Origin of the sequence: Flavobacterium sp. Sd200, assembly GCF_009826935.1 — a bacterium.
Taxonomy (GTDB): Bacteria; Bacteroidota; Bacteroidia; order Flavobacteriales; family Flavobacteriaceae; genus Flavobacterium.
The window spans coordinates 110,670-127,257 of the sequence record NZ_WUMN01000002.1; the positions used below are offsets into that span (position 1 = coordinate 110,670).

Genomic DNA, 16,588 nt, shown 5'->3' on the forward strand with positions numbered 1-16,588 from the left:
AGATGAAAGTTAACAAAATCACGGCTTTAAGGATGTTGCTGGCAGTAGCGGTAACAGTGGGTTTTACCAGCTGTAGCAAAAAAGGCTCTGGCGCTGGGAGTAATGTCTCATCAGCTACGGGATGGAAGATCAATGACAAGAAAGGTGGTTTCCAGCACAACACCAAGTACAAGCAACAAGAAGCAGGCCCTGGACTTGTTGCGGTTGAAGGCGGAACATTTACCATGGGTAGGGTTCAGGACGATGTAATGCACGATTGGAACAACACACCAACTCAGCAGCACGTGCAGTCTTTCTTTATGGATGAAACAGAGGTAACTAATGTAATGTACATGGAATACCTTGACTGGTTAAAAAGAGTTTTTCCTCCTACGGAAGAAAACTATAAAAATATTTATGTAGGTGCACTTCCTGACACTCTTGTTTGGAGGAGCGCACTTGGTTATAATGAAACTATGACCAACAACTACCTACGCCACCCTGCTTACTCTAACTATCCTGTTGTGGGCGTTAGCTGGATACAGGCTACAGAATTTAGCAAATGGAGAACAGACCGTGTTAACGAAGGCATGCTTGAAAAAGAAGGCTACCTTAAAAAAGGTGCAAAAGTAAGCGATGTTACTGCTGAAAGCACTTTTAACACAGAAGCTTATCTTGAAAGCCCAAGCAAAGCATTTGGCGGTAACGAAGAAATTGTTTACAAAGGCCAACGCAATAAACTTGCAGGTAAAGAAGATGCTAAAAACGTTTATGCACAAAGAACTTCGGGACTTATTTTACCTGAGTACAGGCTACCAACTGAGGCTGAGTGGGAATATGCTGCTATTGCACTTGTAGGTAACCGCGAATACAACCTATACCGAGGTAACAAAAAATATCCTTGGAAAGGTCTTTACACACGTAACGGAAGCAGGACACGTAAAGGCGATCAGCTTGCTAACTTTAAACAAGGTAAAGGTGACTACGGAGGAATTGCAGGATGGAGCGATGACAATGCAGATATTACTAACGCTGTAAAATCTTACCCTCCAAATGACTTTGGTCTTTATGATATGGCTGGTAACGTAGCCGAGTGGGTTGCTGACGTGTACCGTCCGATAGTTGACGACGAAGCTAACGACTTTAACTACTACAGGGGTAACGTTTACATGAAAGACAGTATTGGCGATGACGGAAGGGCTGCCCTTGTTACTGCTGAAACTATACAGTATGACACTCTTGCTAACAAAAGGATTCAGTACAGAAGCCTTCCAGGCCAGATTGCCCGTATAAAAATTACTGACGAAGATGCTTACTTAAGGCAAAACTATACAAGAGGTGATAACAGAAACTGGAGAGACGGTGACGGTCAGTCTGTACGTAACTACGGTGGTGTTGGTTCTGAAGAAGATGCTGACGAAGAAAAATCAACAGCAAAAATGTACAACTCTCCACGCAACAGCGTAGAAGTTGATACAGCTACAGGAACTCTAAGAGGTATCGAAGATAAAGTTAAGAGATCTACACTTATTAACGATAACGTAAGGGTATTTAAAGGTGGTTCTTGGAGAGACAGAGCTTACTGGTTAGACCCTGCACAAAGAAGGTACTACCCTCAGGATATGGCAACAGATTACATTGGTTTTAGATGTGCTATGAGTAAAGTAGGTCCAAAATCAAGCAAAAAAACAGCAAGAAACTAAAAGCTGTTAAACTATAAAATCATAAAGAACCGCTTAAAAAGTAATTTTTTAAGCGGTTCTTTTTTTATTACAAAAGTCCTATCTTAGGGCTTTTATTTTTCACACCCCTTATGGAAACAACACTACTGTACCAGTGCTTTTTGCAGTGCACATCACTATCTACAGATACCCGAAAAATAGTTCCGGGTTCTATGTTTTTTGCCCTTAAGGGAGAAAATTTTGACGCAAATACTTTTGCAGCAGAGGCGCTGAATAAGGGCGCAGCCTATGTTGTAATTGACAATCCTGAATATAAAATAAGCGACAAGACATTACTGGTAGAGAATAGCCTCCAGGCATTGCAGCAATTAGCACAGCACCACCGAAGGACGCTTGGGTTGCCCGTTATTGCACTTACAGGCAGCAATGGCAAAACAACCACTAAAGAGCTAATAAACGTTGTTTTGAGTAAAAAATATAACACTACAGCTACCATAGGCAACCTTAATAATCACATTGGAGTACCACTCACTTTATTGTCTTTTACAAAAGATACTGAGATAGGTATTGTAGAAATGGGAGCTAACCATCAAAAAGAAATCGAGTTTTTATGCAGCATAGCCGAGCCTAACTTTGGCTATATTACTAACTTTGGCAAAGCACACCTTGAAGGATTTGGTGGCTATGAAGGCGTTATAAAAGGCAAGAGTGAGCTATATAATTATCTTGCTCAACATACAAAAACCGCAATTGTAAATCTTGACGATGCCATACAACAGGATAAAACCAAAGACTTATCCCGTTTTACTTTTGCCGCTAATAGCTACGACGGCAATGTAAGAATAGAAAGTATAGAGGCAAACCCCATGGTGAGTCTTATATACAATAACCTAAAAATACAATCGCACCTTATAGGTATATACAATTCAGCTAACATTAGTGCTGCTATTGCTATTGGCAATTATTTTAAGGTTGAAGACGAAGACATAAAAAATGCCATTGAGAACTATATTCCTGCAAACAATCGCTCTCAGCTAACCGAAAAGAACGGGCACAGCATTATACTGGACGCATATAATGCAAACCCGAGCAGCATGAGTGCTGCCCTCACTAATTTTATTCAGCTTGATGAACCACATAAAGCAGCTATACTGGGCGATATGTTTGAACTTGGAGCAGAGAGCCTTCAGGAACACAAAAGTCTTGTTAAGCGCTTAGAAAACGAACAAAACATACAGGTATATTTTGTTGGTAAAGATTTTTATGCAAACAGGACAACAAACTCTCATTTACATTTTTTTGAGACCTTTGATGATCTTAAAAATAACTTCCCGACATATATAGGCAATGGGACCAAAAAGACGATCCTTATCAAAGGATCACGTGGAATGGCCTTAGAAAGAGTGTTAGAATTGATATAATCAATAAACCTTCACCTATCGGATAAGGCTAAAATGACCTCTGAAATAGTTCCCATTTTGCAAGTCGGCTGTAAACCAGTAATCATCAGCAGGTAATTTACGATCCTTAAACTGACCATCCCAACCATAAGACTGTGGGGTTAATTGCGCCAACAACTTGCCATAACGATCATAAATATAGACTGCCGCGAAAGGAAATTTACGAATACCAGCTATTTGCCAAAAGTCGTTATCACCATCATTATTGGGGGTAAAGAATTTTGGATAGTCCAATAAGATGACCTCTCGCCAATCCAGTCCACAACCCTCACTATCTTTCACATAAACTTTATAAACACCTCCATCGAGGTTAGTAAACATATTGTTATTATAATAATTTATACCATCTATAGAGTAAATAAGATTACCGTCACCTGAAGCAACTATCTCAATAGTATTCCTGCCACCGGAAAGTTCGGTAAAATTAACTTTATCTATAACAGGCGGTTGAGGCCTGACTAAATTAAAAGTAAAAGAAACTGAACAGTTCATTCCATTCACATACTTTTGAACAGTAAGCGTGTATTCTCCGGCACTTGATAAATTTGCCACATTTGTATTAGAGACAGCTACACCATCCTGATACAACCACTGCCAGGAATCAAACCCGGGATTTGTTGTGAGCCGTATTGATGGTGTAGCGGCACATATTCCATAAATATCTTCCAGGCCAATTTCAGGTAGCCTGTTCACTATAAGTTCAAATTGAGTATCTGCATAGCAAAGATTATTTGAATTATGCATTACTCTGGCATGAATGATTTGATAATATGGAATAGTATTTTGAAAAAAATCAAAGGGAGAGCCTGATAACTGATTCCCGTTTGCATCAGTAAACAATACATAAACATCGGTCTGACTGCCTACTATTTGGTCTGTAACCCCGGAAAGGTCAAAATGTGCAAACCCATTACCTTCGTCGCAGGCATACAGATTTTGCGGCACTCCGCTAATTACAGGACGGGGAGTAGTTTTAAAAATAATAACCGTATCTGAGTAACATCCGGTATTTAAATTGGTAACTCGAGCAGTAATATTCTCAACAAAGGGAATAGTATTAGTATATGGATTGGATAAGGCAGGCAAAATATTCCCGCTAACATCATAAAAATCAACAGTAACATCCTGTTGATTACCCAAAAGAACATCAACAATACCAGACGTATCAAAATATTCTGATATACCGTCACCATCATCATCACAACCCATAATATCGCCAACTGCATTGGCAACTGGGGGCGGTTGGACTGAAAGAGAAAAAATAGTTTCGGCAAAGCATCCTGTCGCACTCGTTACCCTAGCGGTTATAGATTGCAGGTTAGCTGTAGTATTTATAAAATTTGTATTTAACAGCGAAGTTATCGGCTCACCGTTGCTAAAATAACTTACCGTCATACCCGTTTGTTCCCCTAAAACATCTGACTCCACCGTACTGAGATCAAATGCGGCAAATCCATCGTTGTCATCATCACACACATATTTGTTACTAACTGCGTAGGCATTGGGCTTAGGCATTACAACCAAATTAAATGTAGTCTCTGCATAACATGACATATCCTGGACATTCGCCACTCTTGCAGTAATAACCTGATTAAAAGCCTCAGTGTTGGTCATTGGATTTGGCAACGGCGAAGGTAATAATGCTCCTGTCAAATCATAAAATGTAACTACTTTTCGGGTTTGGCTGCCAAGAACACTCTCAACTATCCCGGATGTATCAAATAAACCTGAAAAGCCACTCCCCAAGTCATCCTGACAGGCAAAAACATCGGGTAAAGGGTTGGCAACAGGCGATGCAATGACCTGAACGTTTCTCCTAACATATTTTATTTCTCCAAGCACATTGATTACTGTAGCCACAACCTGATAGACTCCCGGCGCAGTAAAGTTGTGAGAGGTGTTTAAGGAAGAGGAAGTATTATTGGAGCCAGAGGAAAGATCACCAAAATCCCAGGATACACTAACAATATCGTGCTGATTGGTAAGGCTAAAGTTTTTGAGCATATCAGAGCAATTTCCCGCAACATCCATCAAATAAGGCCCTGCTGAAATTAACTGACCATTGACCGTAATATAAAACTTAGAACGCAACCTGTTCAAGTCTATATGATTGGTGTATTCAATAGTAGTACAAGTATTATCAACACCATTTTTATACCAGGACAGATCGTTATCCTCAGCTGTATCTGCACAAAAAATTGCGGCATTAAAATCTGAGCTTCGCAACTGATGTACTTCGACTAAAATCCTTTCAGTATAAGCCGGAACAGTAACCGGAGCAGCAAAATTAACAGTAACTATGCGTAGAGCGTCGCTGCCGCTAACCTCTACCTCCTGGCTGCTGCCAATTAGATCCAATTCAGAAAACGAAGCAGGAAAATTAGAATAAATCGCATAGATATTAAAAACGATCCTGACATTGGAATCTGTATTCCGATATCGTAATCCTATATTTCCGGAATTTATAACAAATTCATCACCCCTGTTGATGCCAAAATCCTGCAGAGTAAAAGTGCGCGCAAAATAAACATCTCCTCCACTACATGAAAGCCCATAATTGCCAATAAGCACATTCCCTAAATTATGAGACAGAGTTATTTGCGCCTGAACTTTGGAAACAAACAGCAATAAAAACAAAAATAAAAATTGGCAAAAACTCTTCATTTAATGTAGCCTTTTAAGCTAATCACTAAATATACACATTTTTTTCAAACCAAGATAGGCAACATTCTTCGATTGTAAGCATTAAGCATTTTAAAAGCTCATACCGCCTCTCTTTCTAAGGCAATAAAATGGGTGAGTTTGTTATTGTAATTAAACAGGGGAATGATATTGACCTCGCAAAGATATTCTTCGCCATTTCTCCTGTAATTAATTATAGATCCTTTAAAAGGCTTGGCTTGCTGCAAATGTTCTTTTATTATTTGCCTGGTCTTTGTAGAAGTATTTTTTCCTTGTAAAAAATTGGGGTTACGTCCCAATGCATATTTAGAAGAATAACCCGTCATATCAATAAAGCCTTTACTGGTCCAGCAAATTTTATTATCAATATCAGTAAGCACTATAGATTCATAATCAGAACTTAAAAAATCTTCAAGGTCGATATTCCAAAGATGTTTTATTGCAAGAACAGAAAGCTTCTTTAAATCGCCATTTTTAATATTCTCCTGATGCTTATCAAAACCAACTGTTGTAATATCCCAGCTTAACAAGGGTAGGCTCTTTTGGGCAGATTCAAGTCCCAGACTTATAGCAGCATACTCTTCGTCAGTTAACGAAAACAGATAAATATCAAGGGCCGACATTTTATTAATATCATTTGCTGCCACATCTAAAGTTCTATTAAATCAATGTAAAATTAAAAGATTTTAATACTAATCCTACAATTTTAAACATTTGTTAGTATTTATGGCATACTAATAGTACAACCTGAAATCGAGCATTTTACACAATGCATAATATTTTTGATGAAGCTCTTCGACTATTTCAAACATATCATCCATGTCTTCAAAGAGACTAAAGAATGCTTTATCTAAACCGCTGCTGCTCATTCCGCCTGAAGCAAACCCATAGCCTGAAACTGCCTTGGCTCCTGTTATATCTAAAAAATACTGAGCTTCTTCTTCATTTAGGTCAAGGGGCTTAGCGTTAGCAAAATGCAGTATCTTGCCTTTAAGCTTTCCTTCAAAAAGTTCAGCTACCTCTTCCATGCTGTAATAATAGTTGTTCAGGCAAATATTATTGCCCTCTCCCGGCATAACGAGGTATATTATTTCGTAATTCTTAAAATTATGGTCATCATAGAGCAATGCCCCAAGGCTTTCTTCAAGCCCTTCAATAGAGTCGCAGGTCTTGTATATACTTCCTACACCCTGATTAAAAGCAAGCTCTTCAAGACTTTTAACTACACTTGTAGTTGTTTCGTTCTCCACATCGGGTACAGCCTCAAGGCAAAAAATAAACTTTTCGGGGTCGTGGCTGTATCGCTGCAAGTTATTATCCATCTGTAAAATAAGTATTAAAATGGTAAAAAAGATGGCGGCAGGTTACCTCAAAGATACAAAAAACAGGCTAACCGAACCTTAAGCCCGGTTTTAGTTTATTGTTAAAACAAAAAACTCTCCGGTTTCCCGAAGAGTTTCTAATTATGTCGTCTTTATTTAAGACTTATTTTTTAACTGTATCAGTAACAGTAGTAGTTGTAGAATCAGTAACTACAGTTGTAGTATCACCAGCAGGAGTTTCTACAGTTTCAACTACAGTAGAGTCAGTAGTTGTAGTTTCCGGTGTAGCTTCAGCTTCTTTTTTACCGCAGCTTGTGAAAGAAAGTGTAGTAGCTAATACTACAGCGCTTAAAACGATTGCTTTTTTCATGATTGTTATTTTTAGTAATTAATAGTTCTTAGTGAGCGTGGTTTGTTGTAAGTGTATCTGCAGCAGGAGCAGTAGCTGTAGTATCTGCAGCAACAGTTGTAGTATCAGCTACAGGAGCCTCTACAGTTTCAACTACAGTAGAGTCAGTAGTTGTAGTTTCAGTTTCAGCTTTTTTCTCACCGCAGCTAACAAGTGCAGTAGCAACAAATGCGCTTAGTACAATTAGTTTTTTCATGACCTATATTTTTAAATTGTTTATTTCAGTAAATATGATGCAAATGTATCTTGTTTATGCACTCCTTAATTACAGAAGTGGTGAAACTGTGTTTTGACTTGGTAAAAGCAATAGGAAAAGCATATAAATTTGTTTTACTTTACATTGCTAATACTAAAAAAATGCATCGTCACTCAGTTTTACTGCTGTTTTTAACCATAGTTCTTTTGCATTCCGGCCATGCAAAGGCTCAGGACAGCCTGTCTCAAAAAAAGGAAACCCCGGCCGAAATTAAAAAGGCCACAAACAATCTTGAACGCAGTTTAATTGAAAACGACAACTCTAAAATTGCACAAAACTATGAGCTGTTGGCACAGGAACTGGCCGATAAGGAAGAGCTTGTAAAAGCCCAGGAATATTTATTTAAGGCCTTAGAAATTTATACCAATGCCAAAGATGTTGCTGCGCGCGCGCGCGTAATGAGAAATATTGCCAAAACACAGGAGTTTAATAACAAATGGCGTACAGCATCTAAAAACTATAAAGCCGCCGCCGAAACTGCCATTAACCTTACCAATAAGACCCTGAATTTAAACGACTATAACAGGCTTAAAAGTTCGGGTAATGCAACTTTACAGCAAAAGTATCTTAACGCCAACCTCCTGCTTCTTAAAAAGGAGAACAAAAAAAGCGAAATAGCCGATGCTTATATACAGCTTGCTCTGCTAAACCTTAAAAAGAGCGATACTATTAATGCCATTGAAGCTTACAGGCAGGCAATGCCCTATGCTAAAAATGTGCCAGCGAAAGTAAACCGGATTTACAGCAATATTGCAAAACTACAGGCCGCCGGAAAGCATTATGATGACACAGTTCTTACGATAAAACAATTGCTAAGCGAAGCTGAAAAAAATAAAGACTTAGGTATCCAAATAGAACAGCTCAGGTATATTGCCACCATTTACTTTGCCCAAAATGAGATTGAAAAAGCAACCGATGCTTTAAAGGAATCTTATAAAATTGCATCATCATCAGGTAAAACCTTTGAGGCCCAGGAGAGTCTTTTACTGCTGACAGACTATTACAACTCTACTGGCAATGACAGCATAAGCTTGGGGTTGTATGAAGAGTTTACAAAAAATTTGGACCGAATTATTCTTTCAGACCACTCGCTTACCGATGCCAAAACATTTAAGGTTACTGAAGAACGAATTCGCAGGCTTGAAAGTGAAAAGATGTTTAAAGATGAGCTCATTACCCGTAAAAATTCTTTCAACTATTTTTTGCTTGGAGCTATGATGCTGCTCATGCTGTTCTTTGCATTTATTATAAAAGCCCTGTACTCTATCAAAACCAAAAACAAAGAAATAGCGCTACAGTCGTTAAGGCGCGAAATGAATCCGCATTTTTTATTCAACAGCCTTAACAGTGTAAATCAGTTTATTGCACAAAACAACGAGCTGGAGGCCAACAAATACCTTACCTCCTACTCTAACCTGATGCGCAATACTATGGAGAACTCTAACAAAGACTTTGTAACTTTGGCTAACGAAACAGAGAACCTTACCAAATATTTGGAATTGGAGCATTTGCGGTTTAAAGACAAGTTCGATTTTAAAATTACTGTAGATGAGAACCTCGACCCCGATACAGTTTGGGTGCCTAACATGATAGTACAACCGCACCTTGAAAATGCAATATGGCACGGACTTCGCTATAAAGAGACCAAAGGTTTGCTAAAGATGGACATAGTGGCCGAAGGCAAAAAAATAATTATTACCATTGACGACGATGGTATTGGACCAACCAAAAGCAGCGAGCTTAAAACTCATAACCAAAGGGCTCACGAATCGAGGGGGTTAACGAACACTAAAGAAAGGATGACGCTTTTAAACGAGCTGTACAAAACCAAAATGAACTTTACCATGACCGAGAAACAAAGCCCGAAAACCGGAACGGTTGTAAAGATCGAATTTCCTTTAATATACAAGCCATGATGACATTTAATAAAATAAAGAGCGTTATTGTAGAAGATGAAACCGCAGCAAGAGAGGTGCTGCGCAGCTATCTTACAAAATATTGCCCACAGATAGAGATTGTTGGCGAAGCACAAAACAGCCGGGAAGCCGTGCCTTTACTGCATGAACTTAAACCGCAGCTTGTTTTTCTTGACGTGGAAATGCCGTTTGGCAATGCCTTCGATGTACTTGAGGCGTGTAGTGACCTATCGTTTGAAACTATTTTTGTAACTGCTTTTTCTGATTATTCTTTAAAGGCACTTAATATGAGTGCTGCTTATTACCTGCTTAAGCCTATAAGCATAGAAGAGCTTATTGCAGCCGTAAACAAAGTGCATCAACAAATAATGAATAAAGAGCTGTTTGACCGCAACCGTATTATTGTTGAGAATTACAAAGAGCCTAAATCCGAGAAACAACAGGTAATACTACCCACAATGGAGGGGTTTGAAATTGTAAAAATGGACGAGATTATTCGTCTTAAGGGCAATGGTAATTTTACCGACCTGTATCTTACAAACGGATCAAAGAAAATGGCCTGCCGTTTTTTAAAACATTTTTCTGAGATGTTGCCCCTGCCCTTTTTAAGGGTACATAAGTCGCATATTGTAAACCTCAACTTTGTAAAACTTTACAATAAGGGAGGATACATTACTCTGGACGATGGTGCTGAAGTAGAAATATCGCCAACCTATAAAGAAGATTTTTTAAAGAATTTTAAATAAAATAGACTACAATTATTTCAACAAAGCTTCAGCAACACTTTTACCACTTGTAAGTGCGGCCTCTATGGTGCCCATAGCAGCACCATCATATAAATACTCTCCTGCAAAAAATAAGGTTTGTTCAACAGGTTGCAGCAAAGTTTTTCTTGCGTGTGCACTCTCAACTTTATCGTAAGCATATGAGCCATAAGTAAAAGGCTCTGTCGTCCAGTTAGCCACATGCCAGGCTTTCAGTTTATTTTTAAGCTCGTCTATGCTCATTTTAAAAACATGTCCTAACGAACTTAAAGTTAACTGCAGAATGTCATCAGCAGAGATGTCTTTTAGTTTTTGCGCTGGCGGACCACCTACCCAACCTGTTAATAGTGGACTATGAGCAGGTGCCTGTGTCCAGAATGTGGGTACATCTTCATCCGCAAATAGAAATCCCATAGTACTAAGGCCTCCTCCCGCAAGTTTGGTAACTGCTTCGCTCTCCCAAAACACATCGTCAAATTCCAACAGTATTTTTAACACCGATCCAAATCCTATATTTTTAAAAGCCATGGTTTGCTCCGGTATGGGTGGCAAAAACTGCAAAGCACCTACAGCATGATGTGGCAATTTCAGTACACCTAACGGCAAGGCGATAATAACTTTCCCGGCTTCATAAACAACATTGTTAGTACATACTACTTTTACACTGCCCTTGTTCCATAGTATCTCCCGGGCTATGGTGTTAAGCAAAATAGTGTTCCCTAAATCTGCACAAACATGCTCAAGATAATCTATGAGCGCACCATAACCACCAGTAACTCTATTTTGAGCATCTGTATCTTCGTGGTTCCATTCATTGCGCAAAGAAAATGAGCTGGCATCGTGCACATCGGCAGTGTCATAGCCGGATACATAACCCTCTACCTGAGCACACATTTTGGCATACTCCTGTCCTGCAAAGTTTTGCTGCAAAAAATCATAAAAAGGCATATCTTCCTGCAAGGCATTAAGCTTTTCAAGCAATTCATCCCAACGCTCTACAAACTCATTGCTCTGTTCGAAAGTATCGTTATGGCACTGCCACATTTCAAAATCGACAGGTGCAGTTGCTATACCTGCTTCTTTGAGCAATCCAAGTGTTAGCGGCAGGTTGCCATGAACAAATTCTGCCCCCAGTTCAGTGGGGGCAGAAAAGTTTTTTGTAATAGTATGTACACGCCCTCCAAGACGGTTTCGGGCTTCAAGTATAGTGATGGTTTTACCTTGCTTTGCCAAGGTGTAGGCCGCCATTAATCCGGCAGCACCGCCTCCAATTATAATAACATCTGTAGCTTTCATTTGTTTAAAATGTAGCAGCAAGATAGTAATTTTAAAACAACCGCTTATCCTATCTCAGCCTAAACAATTATTTTGAACTCAATGTTACTTTAGCTGTTTTTATAGTAGGTGAAGTAACCGTAAGCTCAATATCTCCTTTGTACTGAGTAGTTTTAACAATTACCAATGCCTGCCCTTTCCATGCTTTTCTTTTTGCAGATACATAACTGTCGGTATCTTTAAGGTTGGCGTTTGCCGTACCCACAATTGTGCCTGCCCCATTAATTTCAAAAGTTAAATCATTTTCGGCATTAGGTTGTATGTTGCCTTCTGCATCGGTAAGGGTTACGGTAATATAAGACAGATCCTGACCGTTTGCTTTAAGAACGGTGCGATCGGCCGTTAGTTTTATTTGAGATGACTGTCCTGCGCTTTTTAAAACCGTATTTTCAACTTCTTTGCCATTTACTACGCCCACCGCTTTTAACTGCCCCGATTGGTAAGGTATGCTAAACACTGCTTTAAACTCTTCATTTCGGGTAGTGGGTTTTTCGTCAACCAACTTCCCATCCTGATATAACCTAACCGACGGATATTTAGAATACACTTCTACATCTATGCTCTTGCCCTCATGCCCCGGCCAGTTCCAGCTTTTCCATGTAGGCCATACTGACCATAGTGTTTCCTTTATTTCGCCATAATAACCGTTTGGCTCTTTAACTGCCAGATAGAGTTTTTCGCTATCGTTATACAGCATACTGCGATAGTGCGATATAGGCTTTCTCCAGCCTATCAAGTCTACATCGCCGCAATAGGCACCGTGCCAAGGAAAAAGGTCACGTTCCCAATGTTCGCCCTTAGGGTCGCCTTCATAGTAATACCTGCCAATGCCCGACTCGCCAAGATAATCCATAGCCGTCCAAACAAAATCTCCAATAATATAAGGGTTATCGTTAACGGCTGTCCAGTTTTTGAATGCCTCCCGCGGGTACGATTCAGTTTGTACAATAATGCGCGAGGGTACCCTTTCGTGGTCGCTCGCCGCCTTATGCATTTGGTAATTATACCCGCCAATATCGTGCAGGGCAAATAAAGGGTCAAAAATTTCCCATTCCTTATCCCAGGTGGTCATGGCAGATGTTACCGGCCTCGAAGGGTCAATTTTCCTTACAAGGTTGGCAAACTTAAATGCCGTTTGTAATGCGTCGAGCGATTTACGTTCAATAATTTCGTTACCAATGCTCCACATGATTATTGACGGATGGTTCCTATCTCTTTCCACAAGCGCGCGAATGTCTTCCTGCCACCATTTATCTATGTAAAGCGAATAGTCGTAGGTGTTTTTCTTTTCCCTCCAGCCGTCAAAGCTTTCATCTATTACCATAAGCCCTAACTCATCGCACGCCTGTAAAAAAGCTTCCGATGGCGGATTGTGGCTCGTCCTAATTGCATTAAAACCTGCTTCTTTCAGCAGTTCCACTTTTTTAAACTCGGCACGGTCATAGGCCGCTGCCCCGAGTGGGCCGTTGTCGTGGTGCACACACCCGCCGTTAATAAGCGTAGGATGACCGTTTAATACAAAAACTTTCTCTGCACTGTATTCTGCTTTTTTTATACCGAAAGGAATTGCCACTTCGTCAATCACAGTAGTGCCATTCAGTACCTGTACCACAGCACGGTAAAGGTTTGGAGTATCAGGAGACCATAAATTGGGCGACTTAACCGCAACGCTAAACTCAGTTTGCTGCTTGGTACTTGCAGCAATATCCGAGACAGTCTGAGTTTTGCCAACCAGTTTATTATTCTTATCATAGAGCCTTACAGCCACCTGAACTTTTTGTGCGCCTGCAGTTTCGTTTTGCAGGTTTACTTTTATACTTACTGTTGCTTCTTTCTTTTCAGCCTGCGGTGTGGTTATGGCAACGCCCCATGGAGCAACGTGCACAGGGTTTGTACTGATAAGCCACACATGGCGGTATATACCCGACCCGCTGTACCAACGGCAGTTTTTTTGCTGTGAATTATCTACCCTTACGGCAACTGTATTTTTCTGTCCTATTTTTATATAAGGTGTAACATCATAATAAAAAGATGAGTAGCCATAAGGTCTTATTCCTAAAGAAGTTCCGTTAACAAACACCTCAGCATTCATGTAAACCCCTTCAAAATAAAGGCTTAGCTTTTTATCTTTTTGACTCGGTTCAACAGTAAAAGTTTTGCGGTACCAGCCTATACCGGCAGGCAAATATCCGCCATCGTTACCCATGGGGTGTTTGGCATCAAAGTTCCCCTCAATGCTCCAGTCATGCGGCACGCTGAGCGACCGCCAACCTGAATCGTCAAAGTTTTGTTGCTGTGCATCAGGATAATCGCCCAGTTTAAACTTCCAGTCAAAATCAAAATTGGTTTTTCTGCCTGAAGATTGGGCATATAATAGGTTAGCACTTACCAGGGTAAGTGCTAACAGTATAACATATTTAATTCTATTCATTTTAAAACTTGTCACGGGTTCTTATCTCGTCACCCCAGTGGTGATCTTTTGCAAAAGGTTTTTCGTTCCAGGCACGCTTGTTCGTCCAGTCCTGCGCAGCATCTGTCCAAAAAGGGTGTGCTGCAGGCAATGCAAGCGGCATAAACGCCAACGAAGTCATGTAAAGACTGCCATTGTTAGTATACCAGTCAGACACATTCGGCTGGCTGCCTGTAAAACCAATGGTAAGATAACCTTTTGAATTGAAACTATGCCCGTTGTCAAACATTTTGTGCATTACGGCAGTCAGCCCTGCCCTAACCTGGCCGTTGGTTACACCCTCCGGCAAACGCTGGTATTGTGCCATAAGTGCCAATGGTTGCATGGTAGCCATGCGGTAAGGTATAGAACGCCCAAAGACCGGGAATGTACCTTCGGGTGATATAAAGCGCTCCAAAACTAATGCAAACTTTTGTGCACGCCTCAATTCTCGGTCATAATATTGCCAGTAGTCTATACGGCTATTAACACGGGCATCTTTCATGCCCTGACAGGTTTCAAGGTACATAGAGTGGAATACATAACTGCTGTAGTAATCAAACGCAAACGAAGAACCATCGGCATACCAGCCATCGCCCACATACCACTCTTCTACTTTACGTATGGCAGAGTTAACACGGTACTCATCAAACTCAGCTCCGGCCTTGGCAAGAAATGCCTCTATGGTAGATGAGAACAATACCCAATTGGTATACGGCGGATCTATACGTCGCAGTTGCTGAAACTCCTCTATATACCTCTTTTTAGTTTCATCACTCAGTGGTAGCCAAAATGTTTCGTAACCTCTTAACAAACTCTCGGCAACATAAGCTGCATCTACCAATGCCTGCCCATGCCCACGCCACAACAAGTAATCAGGGTTGTTGGGGTCTACCGCATTGGCATAACTTTTTAAAGCCCATTCGCGCAGCTCTTTGCGCATTTTTCCTTCTTTACTGTTGTCATCCGGCAGCGATAGCCACGGAGTTATACCTGCCATCAGTCGGCCAAAAGTTTCCATGTAAGTCACTCTTTTATCACGACCGTCCCATGATGGGCTAACTTCAACCAGCATATTTTGCTGTAGCTTGCCCTCAGCCATATTACTCAATACAGGAGCCGCCATTTTATAGGCAAGTGTTGTCCAATAAGCCCTGTCTTTACTGCTCTCGGTTTCTGCTTCAAGATAGCGCACATATTCGCACGATGCCAGCAGAAATGCCCCTACGCCGAAATTAGCCGTAGATTTAGCATCTACTACCTGACCGGGTATGGCCCTATCTCCTATAGGCTGCACATAGCCAATACGCCCGTCTTTTTGCAGGGCAGTGTTTTTTAAATAGTTCCAAGCCTTGTTTATTACCGGCATAAAAGTGGCTTTGTCAAGGTAATTGTTGTTTATACCCCATAGCATGCCGTAGGTAAAAAATGCCGTGCCACTGGTTTCTGCGCCAGGGGCGTGGTCTTTATCCATCATACTCCTTGTCCAGTAGCCTTCAGGCTGCTGTATGTCTGCAACTGCCTTTGCCATTTTTTGGAATTTTTCTACAAAAAAAGCGCGGTGTTTATAATCCTGAGGCAAATCTTTTAAAACCTTGGCAAGCCCGGCAAGCACCCAGCCATCGCCACGTGCCCAAAAATCTTTCTTCTCATTTACGCTTTTATGTTTAGGATACACATAGCGGGCATCGCGATAATATAAATTAGCCTCTTTATCAAACATAATACTGTCCGAAAAAGTCATGTATTCATACAGTTTGTCCAGATACTTTCGGTTATTGGTAATTTTGTACATTTTGGTCATAACCGGCATTACCATATACAGGCCGTCGCTCCACCACCAGTAGTCGTTTCGGGGCGTACTCATCTGGTATTCCATTACCTCTTTGGCACGGGCTATTTTTTTGTTTTCCGGCAAAAGATTATACAGGTCGGCATAGGTTTGGAAACATATCTGATAGTCTCCAAAAAGCACATACTCATCGGTTTCCCCATAGGTAGATTTCCATTTAGACTTATCATTGCCCTTAGCACCTTTCCACTCATTATATTCCGCCCAGTCTTCCGAGTATTTTCTGTATGTCTCATTGCCGGTAAGCATATAGGCTTCCATATTTCCGGTATGGTAGGCGGCATTATCCCAAAACGAGCGGGTTTCGGGCGAATTATTTTTTTGCCAGTAGGTGTTTACCTTATCTATAATTTTGCGTACCTGCTCCGGCTTGTCCTGGGCATTAACTGCTGTAAGGGTTAGAAAGAAACAGGACAGAATGTAAACAACAGGTTTGTAAAGTTTATTCATAGTTTTATTTAGATATAAAGGCTGTTGCATTG

12 protein-coding genes are annotated in these 16,588 nt (G+C 40.5%); 4 read left to right on the forward strand and 8 right to left on the reverse strand.

Features of this window, described 5'->3' with window-relative positions; genetic code table 11:
* The first annotated feature begins 2 nt into the window (after nucleotides 1–2).
* Complete coding sequence (gene gldJ, locus GR160_RS06585; RefSeq protein WP_160749076.1) at nucleotides 3–1,682, forward strand: gliding motility lipoprotein GldJ; 1,680 nt, start codon at nucleotides 3–5, stop codon at nucleotides 1,680–1,682.
* Between the two features lie 110 nt (nucleotides 1,683–1,792).
* Nucleotides 1,793–3,082 (forward strand): UDP-N-acetylmuramoyl-tripeptide--D-alanyl-D-alanine ligase, encoded by a 1,290-nt coding sequence (murF, locus tag GR160_RS06590; protein WP_160749077.1) that lies wholly within the window; start codon nucleotides 1,793–1,795, stop codon nucleotides 3,080–3,082.
* Nucleotides 3,083–3,097: 15 nt separating this feature from the next.
* On the opposite strand, the gene GR160_RS06595 is transcribed toward murF, so the two are convergent.
* The 5 genes from GR160_RS06595 to GR160_RS06615 form a co-directional block, all read right to left on the reverse strand.
* Nucleotides 3,098–5,785 (reverse strand): T9SS type B sorting domain-containing protein, encoded by a 2,688-nt coding sequence (locus GR160_RS06595; RefSeq protein WP_160749078.1) that lies wholly within the window; start codon nucleotides 5,783–5,785, stop codon nucleotides 3,098–3,100.
* Nucleotides 5,786–5,883: 98 nt separating this feature from the next.
* Complete coding sequence (locus tag GR160_RS06600; protein ID WP_160749079.1) at nucleotides 5,884–6,450, reverse strand: PAS domain-containing protein; 567 nt, start codon at nucleotides 6,448–6,450, stop codon at nucleotides 5,884–5,886.
* Between the two features lie 87 nt (nucleotides 6,451–6,537).
* The gene (locus GR160_RS06605) at nucleotides 6,538–7,125 is read right to left on the reverse strand and encodes a DUF6642 family protein (protein ID WP_160749080.1); all 588 of its coding nucleotides are present in this window, start codon (nucleotides 7,123–7,125) and stop codon (nucleotides 6,538–6,540) included.
* 163 nt (nucleotides 7,126–7,288) lie between these two features.
* Entirely contained in the window at nucleotides 7,289–7,495 is a 207-nt protein-coding gene (locus GR160_RS06610) for a hypothetical protein (protein WP_160749081.1), read from the reverse strand.
* A gap of 28 nt (nucleotides 7,496–7,523) precedes the next feature.
* The gene (locus tag GR160_RS06615; RefSeq protein WP_160749082.1) at nucleotides 7,524–7,730 is read right to left on the reverse strand and encodes a hypothetical protein; all 207 of its coding nucleotides are present in this window, start codon (nucleotides 7,728–7,730) and stop codon (nucleotides 7,524–7,526) included.
* 161 nt (nucleotides 7,731–7,891) lie between these two features.
* On the opposite strand from GR160_RS06615, the gene GR160_RS06620 reads away from it, so the two are divergent.
* Nucleotides 7,892–9,706, forward strand: a complete 1,815-nt coding sequence (locus GR160_RS06620) for a histidine kinase (RefSeq protein ID WP_160749083.1) — start codon at nucleotides 7,892–7,894, stop codon at nucleotides 9,704–9,706.
* Nucleotides 9,703–10,452 carry a LytTR family DNA-binding domain-containing protein gene (locus GR160_RS06625; protein ID WP_237421177.1) on the forward strand — a complete coding sequence of 250 codons (750 nt, stop codon included), beginning with the start codon at nucleotides 9,703–9,705 and terminating at the stop codon, nucleotides 10,450–10,452. Before GR160_RS06620 ends, GR160_RS06625 begins: the two co-directional genes overlap by 4 nt.
* A 12-nt stretch (nucleotides 10,453–10,464) precedes the next feature.
* Here GR160_RS06625 and GR160_RS06630 read toward each other — a convergent pair whose 3' ends face one another.
* The 3 genes from GR160_RS06630 to GR160_RS06640 form a co-directional block, all read right to left on the reverse strand.
* Nucleotides 10,465–11,766, reverse strand: a complete 1,302-nt coding sequence (locus GR160_RS06630; protein ID WP_160749084.1) for an NAD(P)/FAD-dependent oxidoreductase — start codon at nucleotides 11,764–11,766, stop codon at nucleotides 10,465–10,467.
* A gap of 67 nt (nucleotides 11,767–11,833) precedes the next feature.
* Entirely contained in the window at nucleotides 11,834–14,236 is a 2,403-nt protein-coding gene (locus GR160_RS06635; RefSeq protein ID WP_160749085.1) for a sugar-binding domain-containing protein, read from the reverse strand.
* A gap of 1 nt (nucleotide 14,237) precedes the next feature.
* Nucleotides 14,238–16,556 carry a DUF2264 domain-containing protein gene (locus GR160_RS06640; RefSeq protein ID WP_160749086.1) on the reverse strand — a complete coding sequence of 773 codons (2,319 nt, stop codon included), beginning with the start codon at nucleotides 16,554–16,556 and terminating at the stop codon, nucleotides 14,238–14,240.
* Between the last annotated feature and the right edge of the window lie 32 nt (nucleotides 16,557–16,588).

Excerpts from the sequence above, each read along its gene's own strand:
- gldJ (WP_160749076.1), top strand. The coding sequence starts at position 3 with ATGAAAGTTAACAAAATCACGGCTTTAAGGATGTTGCTGGCAGTAGCG.
- murF (WP_160749077.1), top strand. The coding sequence starts at position 1,793 with ATGGAAACAACACTACTGTACCAGTGCTTTTTGCAGTGCACATCACTA.
- GR160_RS06595 (WP_160749078.1), bottom strand. The coding sequence starts at position 5,785 with ATGAAGAGTTTTTGCCAATTTTTATTTTTGTTTTTATTGCTGTTTGTT.
- GR160_RS06605 (WP_160749080.1), bottom strand. The coding sequence starts at position 7,125 with ATGGATAATAACTTGCAGCGATACAGCCACGACCCCGAAAAGTTTATT.
- GR160_RS06610 (WP_160749081.1), bottom strand. The coding sequence starts at position 7,495 with ATGAAAAAAGCAATCGTTTTAAGCGCTGTAGTATTAGCTACTACACTT.
- GR160_RS06615 (WP_160749082.1), bottom strand. The coding sequence starts at position 7,730 with ATGAAAAAACTAATTGTACTAAGCGCATTTGTTGCTACTGCACTTGTT.
- GR160_RS06620 (WP_160749083.1), top strand. The coding sequence starts at position 7,892 with ATGCATCGTCACTCAGTTTTACTGCTGTTTTTAACCATAGTTCTTTTG.
- GR160_RS06625 (WP_237421177.1), top strand. The coding sequence starts at position 9,703 with ATGATGACATTTAATAAAATAAAGAGCGTTATTGTAGAAGATGAAACC.
- GR160_RS06630 (WP_160749084.1), bottom strand. The coding sequence starts at position 11,766 with ATGAAAGCTACAGATGTTATTATAATTGGAGGCGGTGCTGCCGGATTA.
- GR160_RS06635 (WP_160749085.1), bottom strand. The coding sequence starts at position 14,236 with ATGAATAGAATTAAATATGTTATACTGTTAGCACTTACCCTGGTAAGT.
- GR160_RS06640 (WP_160749086.1), bottom strand. The coding sequence starts at position 16,556 with ATGAATAAACTTTACAAACCTGTTGTTTACATTCTGTCCTGTTTCTTT.